20 protein-coding genes and 1 pseudogene are annotated in these 17,227 nt (G+C 70.5%); 11 read left to right on the top strand and 10 right to left on the bottom strand.

Going from position 1 to position 17,227, the window contains the following annotated elements; genetic code table 11:
- Positions 1–220 precede the first annotated feature (220 nt).
- From ACIRR9_RS01675 to ACIRR9_RS01665, 3 genes are all read right to left on the bottom strand, one after another.
- A complete protein-coding gene (locus tag ACIRR9_RS01675; protein ID WP_403250774.1) occupies positions 221–871 on the bottom strand; it encodes a response regulator in 651 nt (216 codons plus the stop codon).
- Positions 859–2,106: a sensor histidine kinase gene (locus ACIRR9_RS01670; RefSeq protein WP_403746447.1), complete on the bottom strand. Its 1,248-nt coding sequence runs from the start codon at positions 2,104–2,106 to the stop codon at positions 859–861. Before ACIRR9_RS01670 ends, ACIRR9_RS01675 begins: the two co-directional genes overlap by 13 nt.
- A 343-nt stretch (positions 2,107–2,449) precedes the next feature.
- Positions 2,450–3,307, bottom strand: a complete 858-nt coding sequence (locus ACIRR9_RS01665; RefSeq protein ID WP_403746436.1) for a hypothetical protein — start codon at positions 3,305–3,307, stop codon at positions 2,450–2,452.
- Between the two features lie 59 nt (positions 3,308–3,366).
- On the opposite strand from ACIRR9_RS01665, the gene ACIRR9_RS01660 reads away from it, so the two are divergent.
- Together ACIRR9_RS01660 and ACIRR9_RS01655 are read left to right on the top strand one after the other, a co-directional pair.
- A complete protein-coding gene (locus tag ACIRR9_RS01660; RefSeq protein ID WP_403746434.1) occupies positions 3,367–3,861 on the top strand; it encodes a hypothetical protein in 495 nt (164 codons plus the stop codon).
- 213 nt (positions 3,862–4,074) lie between these two features.
- Positions 4,075–4,686, top strand: coding sequence for a class I SAM-dependent methyltransferase (locus tag ACIRR9_RS01655; RefSeq protein WP_403746431.1), 612 nt, complete (start codon positions 4,075–4,077; stop codon positions 4,684–4,686).
- Here the strand turns inward: ACIRR9_RS01655 and ACIRR9_RS01650 are convergent.
- The gene (locus ACIRR9_RS01650; protein WP_403746429.1) at positions 4,656–4,979 is read right to left on the bottom strand and encodes a hypothetical protein; all 324 of its coding nucleotides are present in this window, start codon (positions 4,977–4,979) and stop codon (positions 4,656–4,658) included. The two genes, ACIRR9_RS01655 and ACIRR9_RS01650, sit on opposite strands and share 31 nt — an antisense overlap.
- Before the next feature lie 255 nt (positions 4,980–5,234).
- Here ACIRR9_RS01650 and ACIRR9_RS01645 point away from each other — a divergent pair, with 255 nt between their 5' ends.
- The 6 genes and pseudogenes from ACIRR9_RS01645 to ACIRR9_RS01620 all read left to right on the top strand — a co-directional run bounded on the left by ACIRR9_RS01645 (position 5,235) and on the right by ACIRR9_RS01620 (position 9,021).
- A complete protein-coding gene (locus ACIRR9_RS01645) occupies positions 5,235–5,543 on the top strand; it encodes a hypothetical protein (protein WP_403746427.1) in 309 nt (102 codons plus the stop codon).
- A gap of 251 nt (positions 5,544–5,794) precedes the next feature.
- A complete protein-coding gene (locus ACIRR9_RS01640; protein WP_403746425.1) occupies positions 5,795–6,166 on the top strand; it encodes a hypothetical protein in 372 nt (123 codons plus the stop codon).
- Positions 6,167–6,336: 170 nt separating this feature from the next.
- Complete coding sequence (locus ACIRR9_RS01635) at positions 6,337–6,987, top strand: hypothetical protein (RefSeq protein ID WP_403747023.1); 651 nt, start codon at positions 6,337–6,339, stop codon at positions 6,985–6,987.
- Between the two features lie 138 nt (positions 6,988–7,125).
- Positions 7,126–7,557: pseudogene (locus ACIRR9_RS01630) on the top strand (DUF4291 family protein); the annotation flags it as partial.
- Between the two features lie 216 nt (positions 7,558–7,773).
- A complete protein-coding gene (locus ACIRR9_RS01625; protein WP_403746423.1) occupies positions 7,774–8,571 on the top strand; it encodes a hypothetical protein in 798 nt (265 codons plus the stop codon).
- A gap of 165 nt (positions 8,572–8,736) precedes the next feature.
- Positions 8,737–9,021: a hypothetical protein gene (locus ACIRR9_RS01620; protein ID WP_403746420.1), complete on the top strand. Its 285-nt coding sequence runs from the start codon at positions 8,737–8,739 to the stop codon at positions 9,019–9,021.
- A gap of 243 nt (positions 9,022–9,264) precedes the next feature.
- Here ACIRR9_RS01620 and ACIRR9_RS01615 read toward each other — a convergent pair whose 3' ends face one another.
- From ACIRR9_RS01615 to ACIRR9_RS01600, 4 genes are all read right to left on the bottom strand, one after another.
- Complete coding sequence (locus tag ACIRR9_RS01615; RefSeq protein ID WP_403746419.1) at positions 9,265–10,572, bottom strand: vanadium-dependent haloperoxidase; 1,308 nt, start codon at positions 10,570–10,572, stop codon at positions 9,265–9,267.
- A 286-nt stretch (positions 10,573–10,858) separates the two neighbouring features.
- Positions 10,859–11,356 (bottom strand): hypothetical protein, encoded by a 498-nt coding sequence (locus ACIRR9_RS01610; RefSeq protein ID WP_123974550.1) that lies wholly within the window; start codon positions 11,354–11,356, stop codon positions 10,859–10,861.
- 296 nt (positions 11,357–11,652) lie between these two features.
- Positions 11,653–12,165 (bottom strand): peptide-methionine (S)-S-oxide reductase MsrA, encoded by a 513-nt coding sequence (msrA, locus tag ACIRR9_RS01605; RefSeq protein WP_403746417.1) that lies wholly within the window; start codon positions 12,163–12,165, stop codon positions 11,653–11,655.
- A 145-nt stretch (positions 12,166–12,310) separates the two neighbouring features.
- Positions 12,311–13,507 (bottom strand): alpha/beta hydrolase family protein, encoded by a 1,197-nt coding sequence (locus ACIRR9_RS01600; protein ID WP_403746414.1) that lies wholly within the window; start codon positions 13,505–13,507, stop codon positions 12,311–12,313.
- A gap of 174 nt (positions 13,508–13,681) precedes the next feature.
- On the opposite strand from ACIRR9_RS01600, the gene ACIRR9_RS01595 reads away from it, so the two are divergent.
- Positions 13,682–14,788: a serine hydrolase domain-containing protein gene (locus tag ACIRR9_RS01595; protein ID WP_403746411.1), complete on the top strand. Its 1,107-nt coding sequence runs from the start codon at positions 13,682–13,684 to the stop codon at positions 14,786–14,788.
- Between the two features lie 42 nt (positions 14,789–14,830).
- Here the strand turns inward: ACIRR9_RS01595 and ACIRR9_RS01590 are convergent, their stop codons facing one another.
- Positions 14,831–15,349, bottom strand: a complete 519-nt coding sequence (locus ACIRR9_RS01590; RefSeq protein ID WP_403746408.1) for a hypothetical protein — start codon at positions 15,347–15,349, stop codon at positions 14,831–14,833.
- Between the two features lie 89 nt (positions 15,350–15,438).
- Here ACIRR9_RS01590 and ACIRR9_RS01585 point away from each other — a divergent pair, with 89 nt between their 5' ends.
- Positions 15,439–15,879 (top strand): GNAT family N-acetyltransferase, encoded by a 441-nt coding sequence (locus ACIRR9_RS01585; protein WP_403746404.1) that lies wholly within the window; start codon positions 15,439–15,441, stop codon positions 15,877–15,879.
- Positions 15,880–16,040: 161 nt separating this feature from the next.
- Positions 16,041–16,778, top strand: coding sequence for a hypothetical protein (locus ACIRR9_RS01580; RefSeq protein WP_403746403.1), 738 nt, complete (start codon positions 16,041–16,043; stop codon positions 16,776–16,778).
- On the opposite strand, the gene ACIRR9_RS01575 is transcribed toward ACIRR9_RS01580, so the two are convergent.
- On the bottom strand, positions 16,760–17,143 hold the full coding sequence (locus tag ACIRR9_RS01575; RefSeq protein WP_403746400.1) for a VOC family protein: 384 nt from the start codon (positions 17,141–17,143) through the stop codon (positions 16,760–16,762). The two genes, ACIRR9_RS01580 and ACIRR9_RS01575, sit on opposite strands and share 19 nt — an antisense overlap.
- Between the last annotated feature and the right edge of the window lie 84 nt (positions 17,144–17,227).

The raw sequence follows: 17,227 nt of genomic DNA, 5'->3' as shown, positions 1-17,227 counted from the left end.
TCGAGGGCGAATGAAGCCGAAAGGCGCAGTCGGTGAGAACGTGTTCGATATGGCCCGGATGGCGCATCGTCCTGGCCCGAGTCAGGGATCCGGTGCCGAGATACACGAGGCCTTCCGAGTTCCGCACCGCCAGATGAACAGGCAACTTCGCGTCACCTGTGCCTCGCTCCCATCGCTCTTCCAGTACTCCAGCCGTAGATCGTGATCACGGATGGGAAGGTCAGGCCCGGGACACTCCGAGGAACCGCAGCACGGCCAGGACGCGGCGGTGGTCCGCGTCGACCACGGGCAGGTCAAACTTGGCGAAGATGTTGTTGATGTGCTTGGCCACGGCGCTCTCGCTGACCACCAGCGCCTGCGCGATGCCGGCATTGGAGCGCCCCTCGGCCATCAGGCCGAGCACCTCCCGTTCGCGGGGGGTGAGCCGCGCGAGCGGGTCGCTGTCGCGGCGCAGCAGCAGTTGGGCGACGACCTGCGGGTCCAGGGCCGTGCCCCCGTCCGCCACCCGCCGTACCGCCGCCACGAAGTCGGCGACATCGGCAACCCGCTGCTTGAGCAGGTAGCCCACACCGCTGGTGTTCGCGGACAGCAGGTCAGCCGCGTACCGCTCCTCCACGTACTGCGAAAGCAGCACCACCGGCGTCCCCGGCCAGCGCCGGCGGATCTCCATCGCCGCCCGCACCCCCTCGTCGGTGAAGCCGGGCGGCATCCGGACGTCGATCAGGGCGAGTTCGGGCCGGTGCTCCGCCACTGCCGCCAACAGCCCTTCCGCGTCGCCGGCTTCGGCGGCGACCTGGAACCCGCCCATCTCCAGCACCTTGGTCAGGCCGACCCGCAACAACACCGAGTCCTCGGCGATCACCGCGCGCACGGCAGCTCCGCAGTGATGGTGGTGGGCCCCCCAACGGGGCTGCTGACGTGGAAGGCCCCGTCGAGGGAGCCGACCCGCTTGGCCAGCCCGGCCAGCCCCGTGCCGGCGGCGGCGTCGGCACCGCCAAGCCCGTCGTCGGTAACGCGCACTCGCAGCACCTCGCCGACCTGCCGGACGGTCACCTCTGCACGCATCGCGTTGGCGTGCTTCGTCGCATTGGTCAGCGCCTCCGAGATCACGAAGTACGCGACCGACTCCACGCTGGGCGCCACCCGCTCCTCCAGATTGACCCGCAGCCGCACTGGCAGGGGCGTGCGCGCAGCCAGCCCGGACAACGCCGCGTCCAGACCTCGGTCTTCGAGCACGGCCGGGTGCAGCCCCCGCACCAGGTCATTGAGTTCGGCGATCGCCTCCTTCGCCTCCAGGTGCGCTCTCGCGATCACCTCGCGGGTGTCACCCGGCAGGTCCGGGCGGGTGGCAATGGCCAGACCCAGGTTGACCGCGAGAGACACCAACCGCTGCTGGGTGCCGTCGTGCAGGTCGCGCTCGATCCTGCGGCGCTCCGCGTCGACGGCCTCGATCAAGTCGGTCCGGCTCACGGCCAGCTGATCGACCCGCTCCTGGAGCCGCTGCGCCCGGCTGGGCCCGAGCAGGCCCAACGCCAGCCGCGCCTCGGCCCGGGCTACTGCCCGCGCGGTCCAGGGCAGGGCGCACAGGAGGAGGAGTCCAGCCGCTGTGTAAACCGGCAGCTGGGTCAGGTAGCCGAACCAGTGCTGGCGAATTCGGGTTGGCAGCGCCCATGCCCAGGCGTAGACGATGACGCCCGCCAGGCCCGCCGCCGCCAGCGCGACCACCAGCAGCTCCAGCAGCGCGAGCAGCGGGCCCAGCAGGAGGTGGTAGCCGACCTTGCGCCAAGGCCGCGTCGCGGTGAGCCACCGGGCGGCCGAGGCCCACGTCCATTTCCCCGGCGCGGTGGGGGTGAGCCGGGGGACGTCCACACCGATGAGCGCCTGGTAGCGGGCCCGCTGAACGGCCGTCAGCACCGGGGTGCCGAGCAGGATCAGGGCGGCCGACACGGACACCGTCCGGAGCCAGTTCCCCGTCTCGGCGGTAATCGTCGCCGCCCAGCTCCACACGGGCACCAGCGCCAGGTGCGGCGGCACACCAGCGGCCAGAAAGCCGGTGTCCCGCCGTGCCCGAAGGACCGTGCGACTCAGCCCCGCTGGAATCGTCATGGCACGACGCTAGGGCACCGCAGGAGGACCGTGCCATGAAACGTGTACCCGATCTCATGGTGAACCTAGTAGTACCTTCTGCGTGTGCGGGCGATCCCCCCGACGGCCCGCACACGCGGAAGCGCCCCGGCCGAGCACGACGGCCCAGGTGCATGCCTCAGACCTGGTACTCCAGTGAGAGTTCTTCGTTTTCCCTGGTCAGCGTCCTGATGGTCGGGAGTGTAGCGGGGCTGCGCCGGGGCGGAGGAGTGTTCGCGGGGATGTCGCGCGAACGAGTGGCCGCGCCGCATGTCTTGGCAACGACGGGGGTGTCCCTGGTGGTGGCGGCGCCAGGTGGACCAGGTCAGGGTGTGGTCGCGGGACGCAGGACGGTGGCGGGGTCGAGTTGCCGGCAGACGGCGAATCTCGGCCGGGGTGAGGTCCACGAGGTCGGGCGTGTCCCGGGTGCTTGCCCCTTTTTTCGCTCCTGGGCTGCCATGACTACGAGGAACGCGTGGGCGAGCATGGTCAAGGTGATGTGCCGGTACCGGCCCACGAAGCGCCGCACTTCGTACTGGTCCGGGCCGCACTCGTTCTTCGCGCTCTGGAAGGACTCCTCGTTCTTCCAGCGCGAGCCGGCGATCCGGACCAGGTCCGCAAGGGCGGCGTCCAGGGGTGCGAATGCGAGGTAGAAGGCGATCTCTTCGGGCCTGGTGATGCTGCGACGGGCCGGCATCCAGCGCTGGTGGGTGTGTTGGTCGCCGTCGAACTCCCACACCACCGGGAGGCGGGCGGCGGCCCAGTCGTAGACGCGCTCGCCCTTGGCACCCGGTCCGGCGGGCAGCGCCCAGGCGTACAGCGGCAGTGACGTGAACAGCGCGCCGAGGGCCCAGGATCCGAGGACGGTCAGCGCGCCGAGTGCCACGAAGGGGCCGGCCGGCACGTGGTAGGCGAGCTGGCGCCAGAGTGCCTCCGAGCGGAGCGTCTCGGCTATCCGGTGCCGGCTGCGCCAACTGCCGGAGGCGGTGGGGGTCGCGACGATGTCGATGCCCAGCAGGGCGGACAGTCTGCTGCGCTGAAGCCTGGCCAGGACCGGTGTGAACAGCGGCTGGGCCGCGTTGCAGGGCGGAGGCAGGCCGGATCTCCTCGCGGTGTCGCCGGATAGGGAAGGCGTACCTAGCACCACCATCAAGTCGGATAGGAGCGTTACTGCCTCGGGCACGCGCGAACGACATGCTGATGTTGTGCCCGAGGGGCGGGCACGGGAGGGAGTCAGGTGTCATGGCGAGCACTCAGCTGACCGGCGTTCATTCGCTCCGTCTGGTCCGCGTGGACGCCGGTTCGGGCTCCGGTGTCCCGCGGATCCTTCCGAAGGCCGCGGCCGCTTCGACGTTCCCCCTGCTGCTTCGCCGGGCGGCCACGGTCCTCACCGTGCTCGGGCTGGCGATGATTCCCTGGCTGGTCTTCCTGCGCACCGGGCTGCCGGCCACCGCTCAGGCCTCGCACTGGGCCTGGACGTGGACGGGTCTGGACAGCTTTGAGGCGCTCGGCCTGCTCTCCACCGGACTGCTCCTCAGGCGCGGCGACCGCCGGGCCTGCCTGACCTCCGCCGCGACCTCGGCCCTGCTGCTGGTCGACGCCTGGTTCGACACCATGACGGCTGCCCCGGGTTCGGACTTCAAGCTGGCGGTGCTGATGGCGGTCTTCGCCGAGTTGCCGCTGGCGGTGGCCTGCGCGGTTCTCGCGACCCGGACCTTCCCTCGGCCGGGCCGCTGAGCGGAAGAGCTCGTGACGTGATCGGCGCTTGCGGTCCGGTCCGTTTCGGGAAGTCCCCGGCCTGCCGCAACGGCGGTCCACGAGCGGTTCGTTCGGCCCGCTCGGGTCGACTGCCGACAAAGTCGGCGCCGGCGCAAGCAGATTGCACACAAACACAACTGATTGACCATCAGAGATGCTTCGATCATCCAATCGGACATTTATGGAGGAATTATGAGGCATTCGCGGGCATTGATCGGCGCGGGCGCTGCCGCCGCCGTCGCCACCTGGTGGTTCACCGACTCCGCGCCGTACCCGTACTCTCAGCGCTGGCTGCTCGACCTGCCGCTGCCGTTCCTGACCCTGAAGCGTCTGGACCACGTGCTGCAGGCCCGGGAGGGCGAGAGGATCCTGGAGATAGGCCCCGGAACCGGCCTGCAGTCGCTGCACGTCGCACCGCAGCTGGGCCCGAACGGCCAGCTGGACATCGTGGACATCCAGCAGGAGATGCTCGACCACGTGGGCCGCCGGGCCAAGGAGCGGGTTGTCGACAACATCGTGCCGAACTGCGCCGACGCACATGAACTTCCTTTTGCGGATGGCTCGTTCGATGCGGCTTACCTGGTGACGGCGCTGGGCGAGATCCCGGATCCGGCGCGTACGCTGGCCGAGCTGCGCCGGGCGCTGAAGCCGTTCGGGCGGCTGGTGGTCGGCGAGTTCTTCGACCGGCATCAGATCCGGCCGTCCTCGCTGATCAGCCTGGCGGAGGGAGCCGGGCTGCGGGTCGCCCGGCTGTACGGTCCGCCGTTCGCGTACTACGCGGTGCTGCGTCCGATCGACGCCTGACGCCGCTCGGCCCAACTGACCCGGCTCGCGCTGTCCATCTCGCCTTGGTCGAGCCAGGAGCACAGCACTGAGCGCATGTTGCTCGACAAGTCGGCGGGAAGACCACGACCGGCTGCAAGCGGCCGGAAGCCCGCGTAGTTGCGGACGCCGAAGAGAAGGCCGAAGGCCGTGTAGTCGGTCTCGTCGTACAGCGGCCACAGATCCATGGCCGTCACCCACGGCTCACCGTCGTGATCCTCGGTGCCGGCGTAGGGATGCCGGAACTCGATCCCGCCGTAGATGTCCGTGCCCACGGTGGGTGACCCTAACGGCCATGGTCCGCACGTCGCACTGCAATATCGGCGACCAGCGGCGGGGTAGTTCAGCTCTCGATAGATGTACAGGCTGCAGGATCCCGCGTACCTGCCGGATGGTCACGGTCAAGGTCTGTGAGCCAGGTCTGGCATGGGTCATCGAGCCGTGCTTGCAGACCTCGACCACGCTGCCGGAGCGGTCTGGGGAAGACGGTCGGCCAGGCGGGAACGGGACGGTCTGTGGGAAGGTACGGCATGACCCACTATCTGCGGTTCTTCTTCGAGGCCGGCGTGGACACCCCGCTGTGGCCGGAGGACATGGCCAGTCCGTATGGCTATCCCTGCGACCTGGCGCGCCTCCCGATCAGGCCGGAGACACGGGCCGAGCTGGCCAGGTTGAGCGAGTGGTACCAGTCGTCGATCGACTGGGGCTCTCCGTCGGATCCGTCGCCGTGGTCCGACGAGGAGCTCCAACAGTTCAAGCAGCAGGCAATCAGCACACTGGAAGTGTTGCGTCGAGAGCTGGGTGCGGGCTGGGCCGTCCGGGACGAGAGCCTGCTCTGAGACCTGAGGGGACGTCAGAGGTGCCGTCAAAGACGCGGGGATCCTGAAAGCCCCGGCGAAGCTGCTGCCGCGAGGGTGTGCCCAGTTCCACCATTGGTTTGTCGACGCGACCTGACCTGGTCCGTCAGGCGGCTTTCGCAGGCCCCGTCCGTACCAGCCGTCCGGTGGCGTGCCTGGGCGAGAGGCCACAGGCCCTCGTCGATCTGCGTCGGTCCTGCTACGTATCGCTGAACACGGCCTCCAGGCAATACATGAAGGCTCAGGTCAACCTCCTGCATGCGCTGCAGACGGGCGCTGGCGTCGGCCTTTGCCTGGAGCAACTCGAAGCCGGTCGCACCGCCCAGCGGGCCAGCTACGCCGAGGCCGAGATGGTGGTGCCTGACCAGGTGCTCGCGGCAGCCACGGCTGCCGGCCAGCGACTCAACGCAGGCTATGGACAGCTGAAGCGCATGTCCGCGATCGCCCCGTACGACCTGGAGGAACTGAGCGCCTTCGCGGCAGACATCAATGACTCTCGGAGTCAATTGGCCGTGAGGCAACGACGGATGCGTCTGGACTCGGGCGTCGACAGTAGTACGCGGGTCGTGGGTGTGGACCCACCTGGCAACGGGCCCAGTGGGTGACGGAGTCGGCTCGGGCCCGGCTCCGCTCACGAAGGGTCTGCGCGCAGGGCTTGATGTCGGTCAACAGCGCGGTTCGCGGACTCCCGGACTCGAGGGAGCCTCCTGAGTTGCCAGAGGCCCGTATCAACACAGTTGGGTGCATCCGCCGAAGTATGGATCATGGGTGCGTGATGAAGTGGACGAAGGACGGGCCTCCGGTCGACCAGCCGGTTCCTGAGCCGGAGCTTTCCCCGTACCAGCAGGCGATGAGGCAAAGACTCCTCGCCGCCCCGGTGGTAGAGGCCCCCGAGCCCTGGCGGCGCATCGCGTACGCCCCGGTCGGTGGGCTTCTCGGTATCGGCTTCACCTCGCATCCCCGCACCGGCCAGGACCTGGTGATGGTCGTCTCGCACGACGGTTACGGGCTCTTCCACGCCGTCACGGGGGAGAAGATCGCGCGGGATCGTGACCCGGACGCCGAGGACGACAACCGTGACGCGGATCCCGCCGAGTGGTGTCCTGGGCTGGGACCGGTCGCCGGAAGCAGGGTGCGCGTCGCAGGGCTTTTCGGTGGAGGACTGCACACCGCCAGCGGAGACGGTTGGAAGTTGGAGGTCGTTGCCCCGGCCTGGCCGAACGAGCGTGTCCTGCTCTCACGCGACGGCGGTCTGCCGCACTCCGGTCCGCACGGGGAGCGCTGGTGGCACATCTTCCACTCCTACTACTCCGAGCTCCGTGCCGCTGGATTCTCGCCCTCCGGCAGGACCCTTGCCGTAGCGACGAGCAGCGACCTGTCCCTCTGGACTCGCGACGCCGGCCACAGCCGCGGTAGTGGCGACTGACGATCAGCCGCGACCTGGGAGTTGAGGTCGTCGGCCTGCTGACCCTCTTTGACCACCAGGCGCAGCCTACGAGGTTCCAGGTATGGCCCATTGGGTTGTTCGGCAGCCGACTACGGGGATGTGAACCGCCTCCGCAAAATGGTTCGTGAGCGCGGCTTGACGTGGGTCAAACCGTCGTTCCGGTGGATGATGTACCGCTGTGGCTGGGGTGCCGAGGAGGGGCAGCAGACCGTTCTCGCTGTCGAGATCACCCGGGACGGCTTCGACTGGGCGCTGCGGCACGCGAGTCTGTCGAGCTACGCCCGCGGGGTGCATCCCGACCGAGCCGCCTGGCAGCGGGAGTTGAAGCGTGCGCCCGCTCGTGTGCAGTGGGATCCCGAGCGGGATCTGCACCTGCAGCCCCTGCCGTACCGGTCTCTGCAACTCGGCCTCTCCGGCGAGGCCGCACGACGCTACGCGGACGAGTGGACCGTCGCCATCCGCGACGTCACGCCACTCGCGCACGAGATCCACGCCCTCGTCCGCAGTGGTGACGAGCAGACGGGTCGCGTACAAAGGCGCCTCCTCCCCGGTGTGGCCGTGATGTGGTGGGCCAACGCGCTCTTCGGCATGCGACCGCGGGGCGCGGGGGATTCGTGGGGTGGGCTTGCACCGGGTCATCGATCCGGTTCGGCAGAGCCTTGCCCGTCGCCGACGTCGAAGAGCGAGGACCGGAGGGATGCGCGCGGATGGGCCGCGCCATGCTGACCGGTGGCTGTCTCCGACCGTGCAATACCCTCTCGACCCATGTCTGACCTGCCCGATCACACCAGTGCGATCATCGACGCGATAGTCGATCACGTCGGCCGCTCGACGCTTCCGTTCCAGCGGGCCATCCGCGAGGAACAGCACGCGACGGCCTTCTGGTTCAACGAACTCGTGGAGACGACCTCCGAGGGCGAGGTCGTCCGGCAGTACCTCGTGACCGCCAGTGAGCCGGCCCGCGTCGAGTTGGCCGAGTTCACCCTGCGCCCCGAACTGTGCGCACCCGCGATGAGCGCCGAGAAGCTGATGATGCTCGACTTCGCGGAGCGGTGGACCCATCTCGGCGATCTGGGAGTGGCGGTCATGCCCTCCGCCGGGCTGCACGCACACGGCGCCCGCAAGGGCTGGCACTGGACGACCGACGAGATCACCGACGGCATCGCGGCCACGGAAGGGGACATCGCCGACCTCGGTGAGCCGCCGGTCCCGGCCTATCTGCTGGGTCACGTCGACGACGGGGACGTCTCCCGAGAGCAGGCGGTCGTGATCGGCCGGATCACACGCTCGGACGACGGCGGCATCCGGTGGATCGGAGACCTGCCACGAGGGTGCGTGGGCGCACCGGTGTTCATCGGCGTACCCCTCGGCGACAACAGTTTCAAGCTGGTGTGCGTCGGAGTGACACTCCCCGCGGGCGACCACCACACCATTGCCGCCTTCGACCGCATCCGCGCCGCCTTGAAAGCCTTCCCGCCGGACAGCACGTCAGCCCCTGACGGGGCCGGAACCGGTCCTCGGCCGGGCGAGCAGAAGCGGCGCTGGTGGCAGCGGCGCGGCTGACGCCGCACAGCACCGCCGGGGCGGGTGTCCGGGCCGACGGCCGCCGTTCGGATCGCCCGAGGCGGCCCTTCAGGTGATTGCGGACGCCGCATGGGCCGGACAGCCACCGCGGGGGTACGACGTCTCAGCAGAGGACGAACCCAGAACGCCGTGAGGAGCTTGGGGATGTACGCAGCAATCCGGCGGTACGAAGGCGTGACCGATTCGGCCGAGGCGGCCCGTCTCGTGAACGAGGAGTTCGTGCCGCTCATGCGTCAGGTCTCCGGTTTCGTGGCCTACTTCTGGATCGATGCCGGGGACGGAGTGATGGTCTCGACCAGCGTGTTCCAGGACCAGGCCGGTGCCGATGAATCGATCTCGAGGGCTGCGGACTTCGTACGGAACCACCTTGCGTCACTGCTTCCCAACCCGCCCGAGGTCATGGCCGGTGTGGTGGTGGCTTCCGCGTGACAGCGCCCGGACCAGCCGCACGCGATGGTTTCCAAGGCCGTCCCGACCTGCGCGCTCGGGCCGATCGGAGCGGTTGACGTCGGTCGGGCGGAGCTCGGTCGGGTGAAGCTCGATCGGGTAGGGCTCGATCGGGTAGGGCTCGGTCGGGTGAGGGGGCGTGGGACTGGCGGGCACCTGGTCGCGGCTTGCCCTGGGCGCGGATCGGAGGCCCGGCTCGGCGCCGGGCCTCCTCGGCTCTGTGGCTCAGGCTTTGCCGTCGCCGCACTTCGGCTCGGCGGGCCTGTCCTGCCCGGCCGTCGGCGGGAACGGCTGGGTGCCGTTCTTGGTGACCGGCCGGAAGTAGTGGTCCAGGGCCCAGGCGGCCACGTGAGCGCCGGCCCGGCAGCCGGCCACGTCCGCCGTGCGGGAGTGGACGCCGCCCCACACCCGGGCGTCGACGACGTCCCGGTCGAGGTCAGCGGCGGACCCGTAGTACCGCGTGGTGCCGGTGACGTCGGAGGGCACGTAGAGGTCGATGTGCGAGGTGCCGAGGACGCCGGTCAGGGCGCGTGCCACGGCGGCGGCGACGGTCGTATGGCCGGCGACGTAGTCCGGGTGCGGTGGGGTGACGAGCAGCGGCTCCCAGGCGGGGTCCGCGGTCGTCGCGGGGTTGCCGTCGGTGTCGGCGAGGCGGATGGCGGTGATCGGCCGCCAGGTGCCGTAGTGGAGCTTGGCGTCCCATGCCGTGACGACGGCGTCGGTCGCCGACGCGTTCACCGCGGCGAACAGTCGGGCCGTCTCGGCGATGCCCAGCCGGTGCCGGGCGGCGTGGTCCCGTACGGCGGTCTGGATCTGTCCGTCCAGGTTGCCGCTGAAGAAGAGGGCGGTCTCGGTCTGCTGTGCGCTCCTGCCCGAGCCGGTCTTCGCGCCCATGGTCTTCAGCTCCTGAAGATCCTTGGCGTAAGCGGTCGAGGTGAGGGCGGGAGGTACGCCGGGGCGGAACTGCTGCGGGGAGGAGAGCAGGAGGGGGCGGAGCCTGGCGAGCCAGGTGTCGATGAAGGGCTGGAACGCGGGTGGGGTGGGCCGCCAGACCCCCGGCGCCGGGGAAGCGGTGAAAGGAACGTCCGCGAACCTTCCGTCCCCTTCCCGGAGTTCGATGATGCGGGCGGCGGCGCGCTTTCCGTAGTTCACGCCCTGGTCTCTGGCCTGACCGGCCGGGAGAGCGGCGAGCGAGTCCGCGTAGGCGGTGTCGAGCCGCGCCTTGGCGGCAGGGAAGCAGGTGAGCAGCACGTCGTGGGCCGCGGTGGCGGCGGCCGCCGCGGAGGAGGCCTTGGCCGGACCGCGCTCGTGCCATTTGTAGAGGGCGTAGCCGCCTTCGATCCCCACCACGGCGTTGTACACGGCGACGGAGACGAACCCCTCCCAGATCGCCGCCTGCCCGGAGGGACGTGGGCCGAGGCCGGCCTTGATCGTGTCGGTGGCGACGGCGTTCCACTCGCGGACCACGGCCGCCGGGTCCGCCGCGGTTCGGGTGCCTGCGGCGGAGGGACTTGTCGCGGCGGTGAGCGTCACGAGGGCGAGGGCCGCGACGGCGCAGACGAATCCCCGGACACGTGAACGCGGAGGAACGGCAAGAGGGGGCTCTTGATGCACAGCTTGCTCCCTGGAGTCGAGTGCCCAAGGCTTAGCAACGGCCCACTGGACGAGCAAGACAACTCGCCGCGAACCGGGCAGGCCGAGGGTGCGCTCGAAGGCCTCAGGATCAAGCCGTCGTTCCGGTGGATGATCTACCACTGCGGCGGGGGGCGCCGGGGAGTGGCTCTGTCGAGCTACGTGCGCGGGATGCAGCCGGCTGCGGTCACATCCCGCGGCGCTGCTCCCGGACGGCCTTCATGAGCTCCTCCATGGCGGACTGGGTCTCGCGGCCACGCCGGTCGTCGATCGCTTCGAGAGCGGCGGCCGCGGCCTCGCGGATCTGATGAGGGAGCCCGTCGGCCGCCGTGAGGCGGTATGCGGCCTTGCGGCGCGCCATGCGCTCGGTGGCGTCCACCGCGTCGGGGCCGGCCAGCGGAAAGGCGGCGGCCCGGTATGCCGATATCCCGAGCACCATCATGTCCGCGATTCCGTCGGAGTATCCGAGGGCGGCGGCCTTGCCCTGGCCTTCCCGAATGGTTGCGATCATCAGACGGCGGGACAGGATCGTGCCGAGCGTGCCGCCGCCGGCCAGAGAAAGTGCGCAGGTGACGGCGAGGAACGGTCCGTCCCACGCGTAGCCGGTGAATCCTCCCAGGATCGCGAGCGCGACGGTCCATGCGGCCGCTGTCCGGGCGCTTATCTGCTCGGGTGTGGTGTCCATGGCGAAAGTGTCCCAGCCGGTACGGCAGGCACCGGCGCGGGGTGGACCGCCGACGCCGGACCGCCGGACGTTGGACATCGACCGCCGGAAACCGGACAACGGAGCATCGGCCGGTCAGCGGTCAGCCCCCAGACGTCGAGCACCGAGTCCGGCTCAGTGCCCGCGCCCTCGCCGTGCCCGCGCCCTCGCCCTCGCCCTCCGTCTGAGGGACCCGATCGCAGTGGGCGCCGGTCATGGGTTTCATGGGTATGACCGGCGCCCCTCCGCCGTCCGCCGGGCCGTCTCGTGTCTGTCGGTCAGTCCTTGGCTCGGGTGGGCAGTCGCCATCCCGGGCGCGGGAAGTGGCAGGTGTAGCCGTCCGGGTAACGCTCCAGGTAGTCCTGGTGCTCGGGCTCGGCCTCCCAGAAGGGGCCGACGGGCTCGACCTCGGTGACGACCTCGCCCGGCCACAGCCCGGACGCGTCCACGTCCGCGATGGTGTCCTCGGCGATCCGCTTCTGCTCGTCGTCCACGTAGTAGATCGCCGAGCGGTAGCTGAGGCCGATGTCGTTGCCCTGGCGGTTCTTGGTGCTCGGGTCGTGGATCTGGAAGAAGAACTCCAGGATCGCGCGGTAGTCGGTCTGCTCGGGGTCGAAGAGGATCTCGATGGCCTCCGCGTGCGTGCCGTGGTTGCGGTACGTCGCGTTCGCCACGTCACCCCCGGTGTATCCGACCCGGGTCGCCGTCACCCCCGGGAGCCGGCGGATCAGGTCCTGCATCCCCCAGAAGCATCCGCCCGCCAGCACGGCCCTCTGCGTCTGCGCAGCCATTTCGGCCCCTCCAATATCTGTCAGCTCGGTCATCCGGGTCACCCGGTCGGCACACCACCGGCATCCCACGGCCACTCACCTCAACACGCGAGGGCTCCGGACGATTCCGAGGCCCGTTGGTCCGTCCGCCGCCCGGGTGTCCTGGTCACCGCGAGTGGAACGTCACCTCCGGGTAGGCCGGGGAGGGGCCGTTCAGGATGGGTTCGGGGATACCCCGTAGGTGGAGGGCGAAGAAGGCCGCCACGTAGGTGCGGGTGAGCTGGACGGCGCGTCGGGCGGAGAGCGTCGTGTCCGGGGGTTCGGGGATGCCCAGCTTCTCGGCGAGGACCGGGATGTCGGTGAAACTGGAGTGATCGGAGCCGGTGACGGTCAGCCATCGTTTCCAGCCGGTGAGGCGGTTCCAGGTGTCCGTCCAGGTGGGATCCTCGTCGGTGCCCACGGGGTGGCCCATCAGCATGAACGGGCGGCCGCCCAGGCCGTCGTCGGGGACGGGCGAGAAGATGGTGCCGTCGAGGTCGACCCCCGCCAGGACCCGTTTGTCATGGGCCATCGTGGAGACCGCGGCGGCGCCGCCGAGGGAGTGTCCTGCCACGCCGATCCGGCTGCCGTCGATCATGCCGGAGTGGCGCCAGGCCGGGTGGCGGCGGTCGGTCACCGCGTCGATGACGAACGACAGATCCTTCGCCCGGCTCTCCTGGATGGTCGCGGGCGGGTACGCGTCGGGGTCGTCGCAGACGGCGCAGGTGAGGGTCTGCCCGTCGGGGAACGTGGTGCCGGTGTTCTCGTAGGTGTGGTCGACCAGAGCGACGACATAGCCACGGCTGGCCAGGTCCTCGGCGAGGCTGGTGATCTCCGTGCGGGGCATGGTGAAGCCCGGGGAGAGCAGCAGCAGCGGGTACCTGCCGTGCCGCGGGACCGCGTCGGTGTGCGACCAGGTGCGGGTCCCGCTGACCGCCTCGGCCGGGATCGTGGTTCCCGGGAGCTTCGTCCGGAGCAGCAGCCGGGCGGCCTCGGTGGTCATGTAGGGGGCGGGGCCGCCGGTACCGGGGCGGGCGGGGTAGTACATCGACACCATGAGTTGCCGGGGACCCGCCGAGGGGACCCAGGGGTCCTGACGGTACTCGTCGACGAGGTGCAGGATGTGCCGGCCGACGGCGTACGGCCCGGTCGGGGCGGGCAGTTCGGCCGGGGACACGTCGGTGTCGGTGGCCGCCCGGGTGCGGTTCACGGAGGTGGCGGCCGGGGCGGCCGATGCGTGGGCCGCCGCGAACATGGGCAGCGGCAGTGCCAGGGCCAGTAAGGCGGCGGTGACGGCGCGACGGGTTCTGGGTCGTCTGGTCATGCCGGTGACGCTAGGTCCCCGGCGGCGGATCCGGCGTCCGCTCGGAGAGGTAACCCGGTGTCCCCTCAAAGAAGTAGCGGACCCCCGCTGTAAACCCCCTGGAGAACCCACCTGCCCGGAACAGCCCCGGAAATTGGGTTGCCCCGGCCCCGCCGGGACGGCTGAATACGCTGTATGGCCGACATCCATGGCTCTTACGACGACCTGTTCACCGCCGTGCCCGCCGCGCTCGCCGCACTCCTGGACGAGGGGGACGTGGGGGGCGCCGTCGCCGTCTTCGTGGACGGGGAGCCCGTGGTGGACGTGTGGGGTGGGTTCGCCGACGCCGGACGGACGGTTCCGTGGGAGCGGGACACGATCGTCGGGGTGTATTCGGTGACCAAGACGATGACGGCGTTGTGCGCGCTCGTCCTGATCGACCGGGGTGAGCTGGATCCGGACGCGCCGGTCGCCCGGTACTGGCCCGGGTTCGCCGCGGTCGGCAAGGAGAAGGTGCTGGTGCGCCAGCTGCTGTCGCACACCGCGGGGCTGCCCGACTGGGACGGCCAGGTCGAGGAGTTGTACGACTGGACGACCGCCACGGCGCGGCTCGCCGGTCAGGCTCCGCGGTGGGAGCCGGGTACCGCCGCCGGGTACCACTCGCTCACCCAGGGGTTCCTGGTGGGTGAGGTGGTGCGGCGGATCACCGGGCGGAGCCTGGGCGAGTTCTTCGCCGCGGAGGTGGCCGGACCGCTCGGCGCGGACTTCCATATCGGACTGGGGGCCGAGCACGACCGGCGGGTGGCGCTCAGCGTGCCGCCGCCCGGCAAGGACGAGGACTACGTGGCCGGTGCGGCGAGCCGCGACGCGACACCGACCGCCGCCACCGCCCTGCGGGTCCGGGACGGCAACAGCATCGCCTGGCGTCGTGCGCAGATCCCCGCGGCGAGCGGCTTCGGCAACGCCCGCTCGGTCGCCCTCGTCCAGTCGCTGCTCGCCTGCGGCGGAACCGTCGGCGGGGTGCGGGTCCTGTCGCCGGAGGGGTGCGAGCGGGCGCGGGATGTGCAGTTCGAGGGCGAGGACCGCGTCCTCGGCATGCCGGTCAGGTACGGCCTGGGCTACGGCCTCTTCGGCAACGCCATCGGCTGGGGCGGCTGGGGCGGCGCGCTCGTCTGGGTCGACCCCGAGGAGCGGATGGCAATGGCGTACGTGACGAACCAGATGCGCGAACCCGCGGCCGACAACCGGGGCATCGAGCTGGTCATGGCCGCGCAGGACGGCCTCAAGGGGCTGCGCGCCTGACGGGGGCTGCGCGCCTGACGGGGGCTGCGCGCCTGACGGGGCTCAGCAGGGCGGCTTCGCCTCCAGGTGGTATGTCGTGTCCACCCAGAAGCCGCCCATGGCCTCCGCCCTGATCTCCAGGACGTACTGGCCTGGCGTCAGCGGTGTGATGCCACCCCAGATTCCCCAGGCGAAACGGCGGATCAGGCCGGTGCGGAACGGGCCGGCGAACTCCTGCAGCCGCAGCTCGACGCCGTTCAGGAACGCCGTGGCCCTGCTGACCCCCGGTATCTGGGGAACCTTCGAATGCCCCCTGGTGTGCTGCATGTTGAGCACCGGGAAGAACACCGGCCGGTCCGAGGGCACGGCACAGGTGCGGACCACCCGGCCGCCGTAGGTACCGGCGAGGAACCAGAGGTCGTCCGGCTGCTTCCAGTCGGCGTGCTCGCCGGTGGTGTCGAATACGGGGCTCACCGCCTCCGGGGCGGACAGCGCCCACTTCCACCACCGCCCGGCGAGCGCCCCGCCCTGCTCGTCGCTCAGCCGCCACGTGCTGCTGCCCACCGACTCCGTACCGCCCACGACGCCCTCCCCTGCGCGCCCCCGGAAGCGGGGCCCGCCTCGATCACAAGGTCATTATCCGGGGTGAGGCCCGGGGTTAGGCTCGCCGCATGGACGTCCAAGTGGAGATCGCCGGGGACGTGGGTCCCGAACTCGTCGACGCCTTCGGCCGGCTGCTGCCGCAGTTGTCCCCGACCGCCGCACCGCTCGACCACGCGGCGGTCGAACGGATGCTGACCTGCGACGCGAACACGGTGCTGGTCGCCCGGGTGGCGGGCTCGATCGTCGGCATGCTCACCCTCGTCCTGCTGCCCCTGCCGGCCGGGCTGCGCGGCCGGATCGAGGACGTGGTCGTGGACGGGGACGCGCGGGGCAGGGGGATCGCCGGTCTGCTCGTCCAGGAGGCGCTGCGGATCGCCGCGCAGGCCGGCGCCCGGACCGTCGACCTCACCTCACGGCCGGACCGCGAGGCCGCGAACCGGCTCTACGAGCGCATCGGTTTCGAGGCACGGCAGTCGAAGGTGTACCGGTACCCGGTCGAACGGGCCTGACCGGTCCGCACCGGCGGACAGGCGGACAGGCGGACAGGCGGACAGGCGGACAGGCGGACAGGCGGACAGGCGGACAGGCGGACAGGCGGGCAGGCGGGCAGGCGGGCAGGCGGGCAAACAGACATGCGCGGACAAACAGACATACAGGGGGAGGCAGCGGAATGAGCGGTGGGATCTTTCTCATCGGTGGGGGCTGGGACGCCGTCGAGATGTACGAGCCCCTGGTACGGGCCGCGGGAGGCGGCCGTATCGGGTGCGTGATCGTCGACGAGGGGGACGGGGAGGAGCAGTTCGCGCGGTACGCGGGGGCGTTGCGGGCCGCCGGGGAGTGTGTGCCGGTGCCGCTGCTGGTGCCGCTCGGCGGAGCGTTCGAGGCGGGCCTTCTGAAGGAGGGCCTGGACGGGTTGCTGGTGTGCGGTGGACTGACACCGGCCTATCAGGAGGCGTTCGCGCACTGCCTGGAGCCGCTGCCGGGGCTGCTCGCCGAGCACGGCCTGCCCTACGCCGGGTTCTCCGCGGGTGCCGCCCTCGCCGCCCGGCGGGCCGTGGTCGGGGGCTGGCTGGTGGACGGCGTCCCGGTCTGTCCGCCGGACACCGCCGAGGACCTGGAGGAGGTCGAGGTACGGCCGGGTCTGGGGCTCGTGCCGTTCGCGGTGGACGCGCACGCGGCGCAGTGGGGCACGCTGGGCCGGCTGGTCGCGGCCGTGTCCCGCGGGTCCGTGCCGTACGGTGTCGCGATCGACGAGAACACCGTGCTGGAGACGGCGGACGGCGAGGGCCGGGTCGGCGGGCGCGGGCGGGTGCATGTCGTACGGCCGTCGGGCGACGGGGCGGGCGCGGTCGTACGGTCCTACGCGGCCGGCGAGGCCGTCCCGCTGGGTCAGCCGCCGCTGCCGTAGGGGCGGGTGAGGATCTCCAGGCGGTGGCCGTCGGGGTCGTCGAAGTAGGCGCCGCGGCCGCCGTCGTTGGTGTTGATCTCGCCGGGGCGGCTGTGGGACGGGTCGGCCCAGTAGGGGAGACCGGCCTCCTGGACGCGGGTGAAGATCTCGTCGAAGTCGTCCTCGGAGACCAGGAAGGCGTAGTGCTGCTTCGGGATGTTCCCCGGGGTGTCCATGTAGTCGAGGGTGACGCCGTTCGGCAGTGCGACCGGGGCGAACGGGCCGTAGTCCGGGCTGACCTCGAGGCCGAGGATGTCGGCGAGGAACCTCGCCGAGGCGTGCTTGTCGTGTGCGGCGACGATGGTGTGGTTCAGGTTCACGGTCATCGTGGGACCTCTTCCTGTCCGACTTCCTGTCCGGCGCACCTCCGGCACCGCATGAGGCAGGGCCTGCCTCATGCGGTGCCGGGG

The sequence above is a fragment of the Streptomyces sp. NPDC101234 genome, from assembly GCF_044767525.1.
Taxonomy (GTDB): Bacteria; Actinomycetota; Actinomycetes; order Streptomycetales; family Streptomycetaceae; genus Streptomyces; species Streptomyces sasae.
This window is presented reverse-complemented; position numbering and strand designations above follow the sequence as displayed.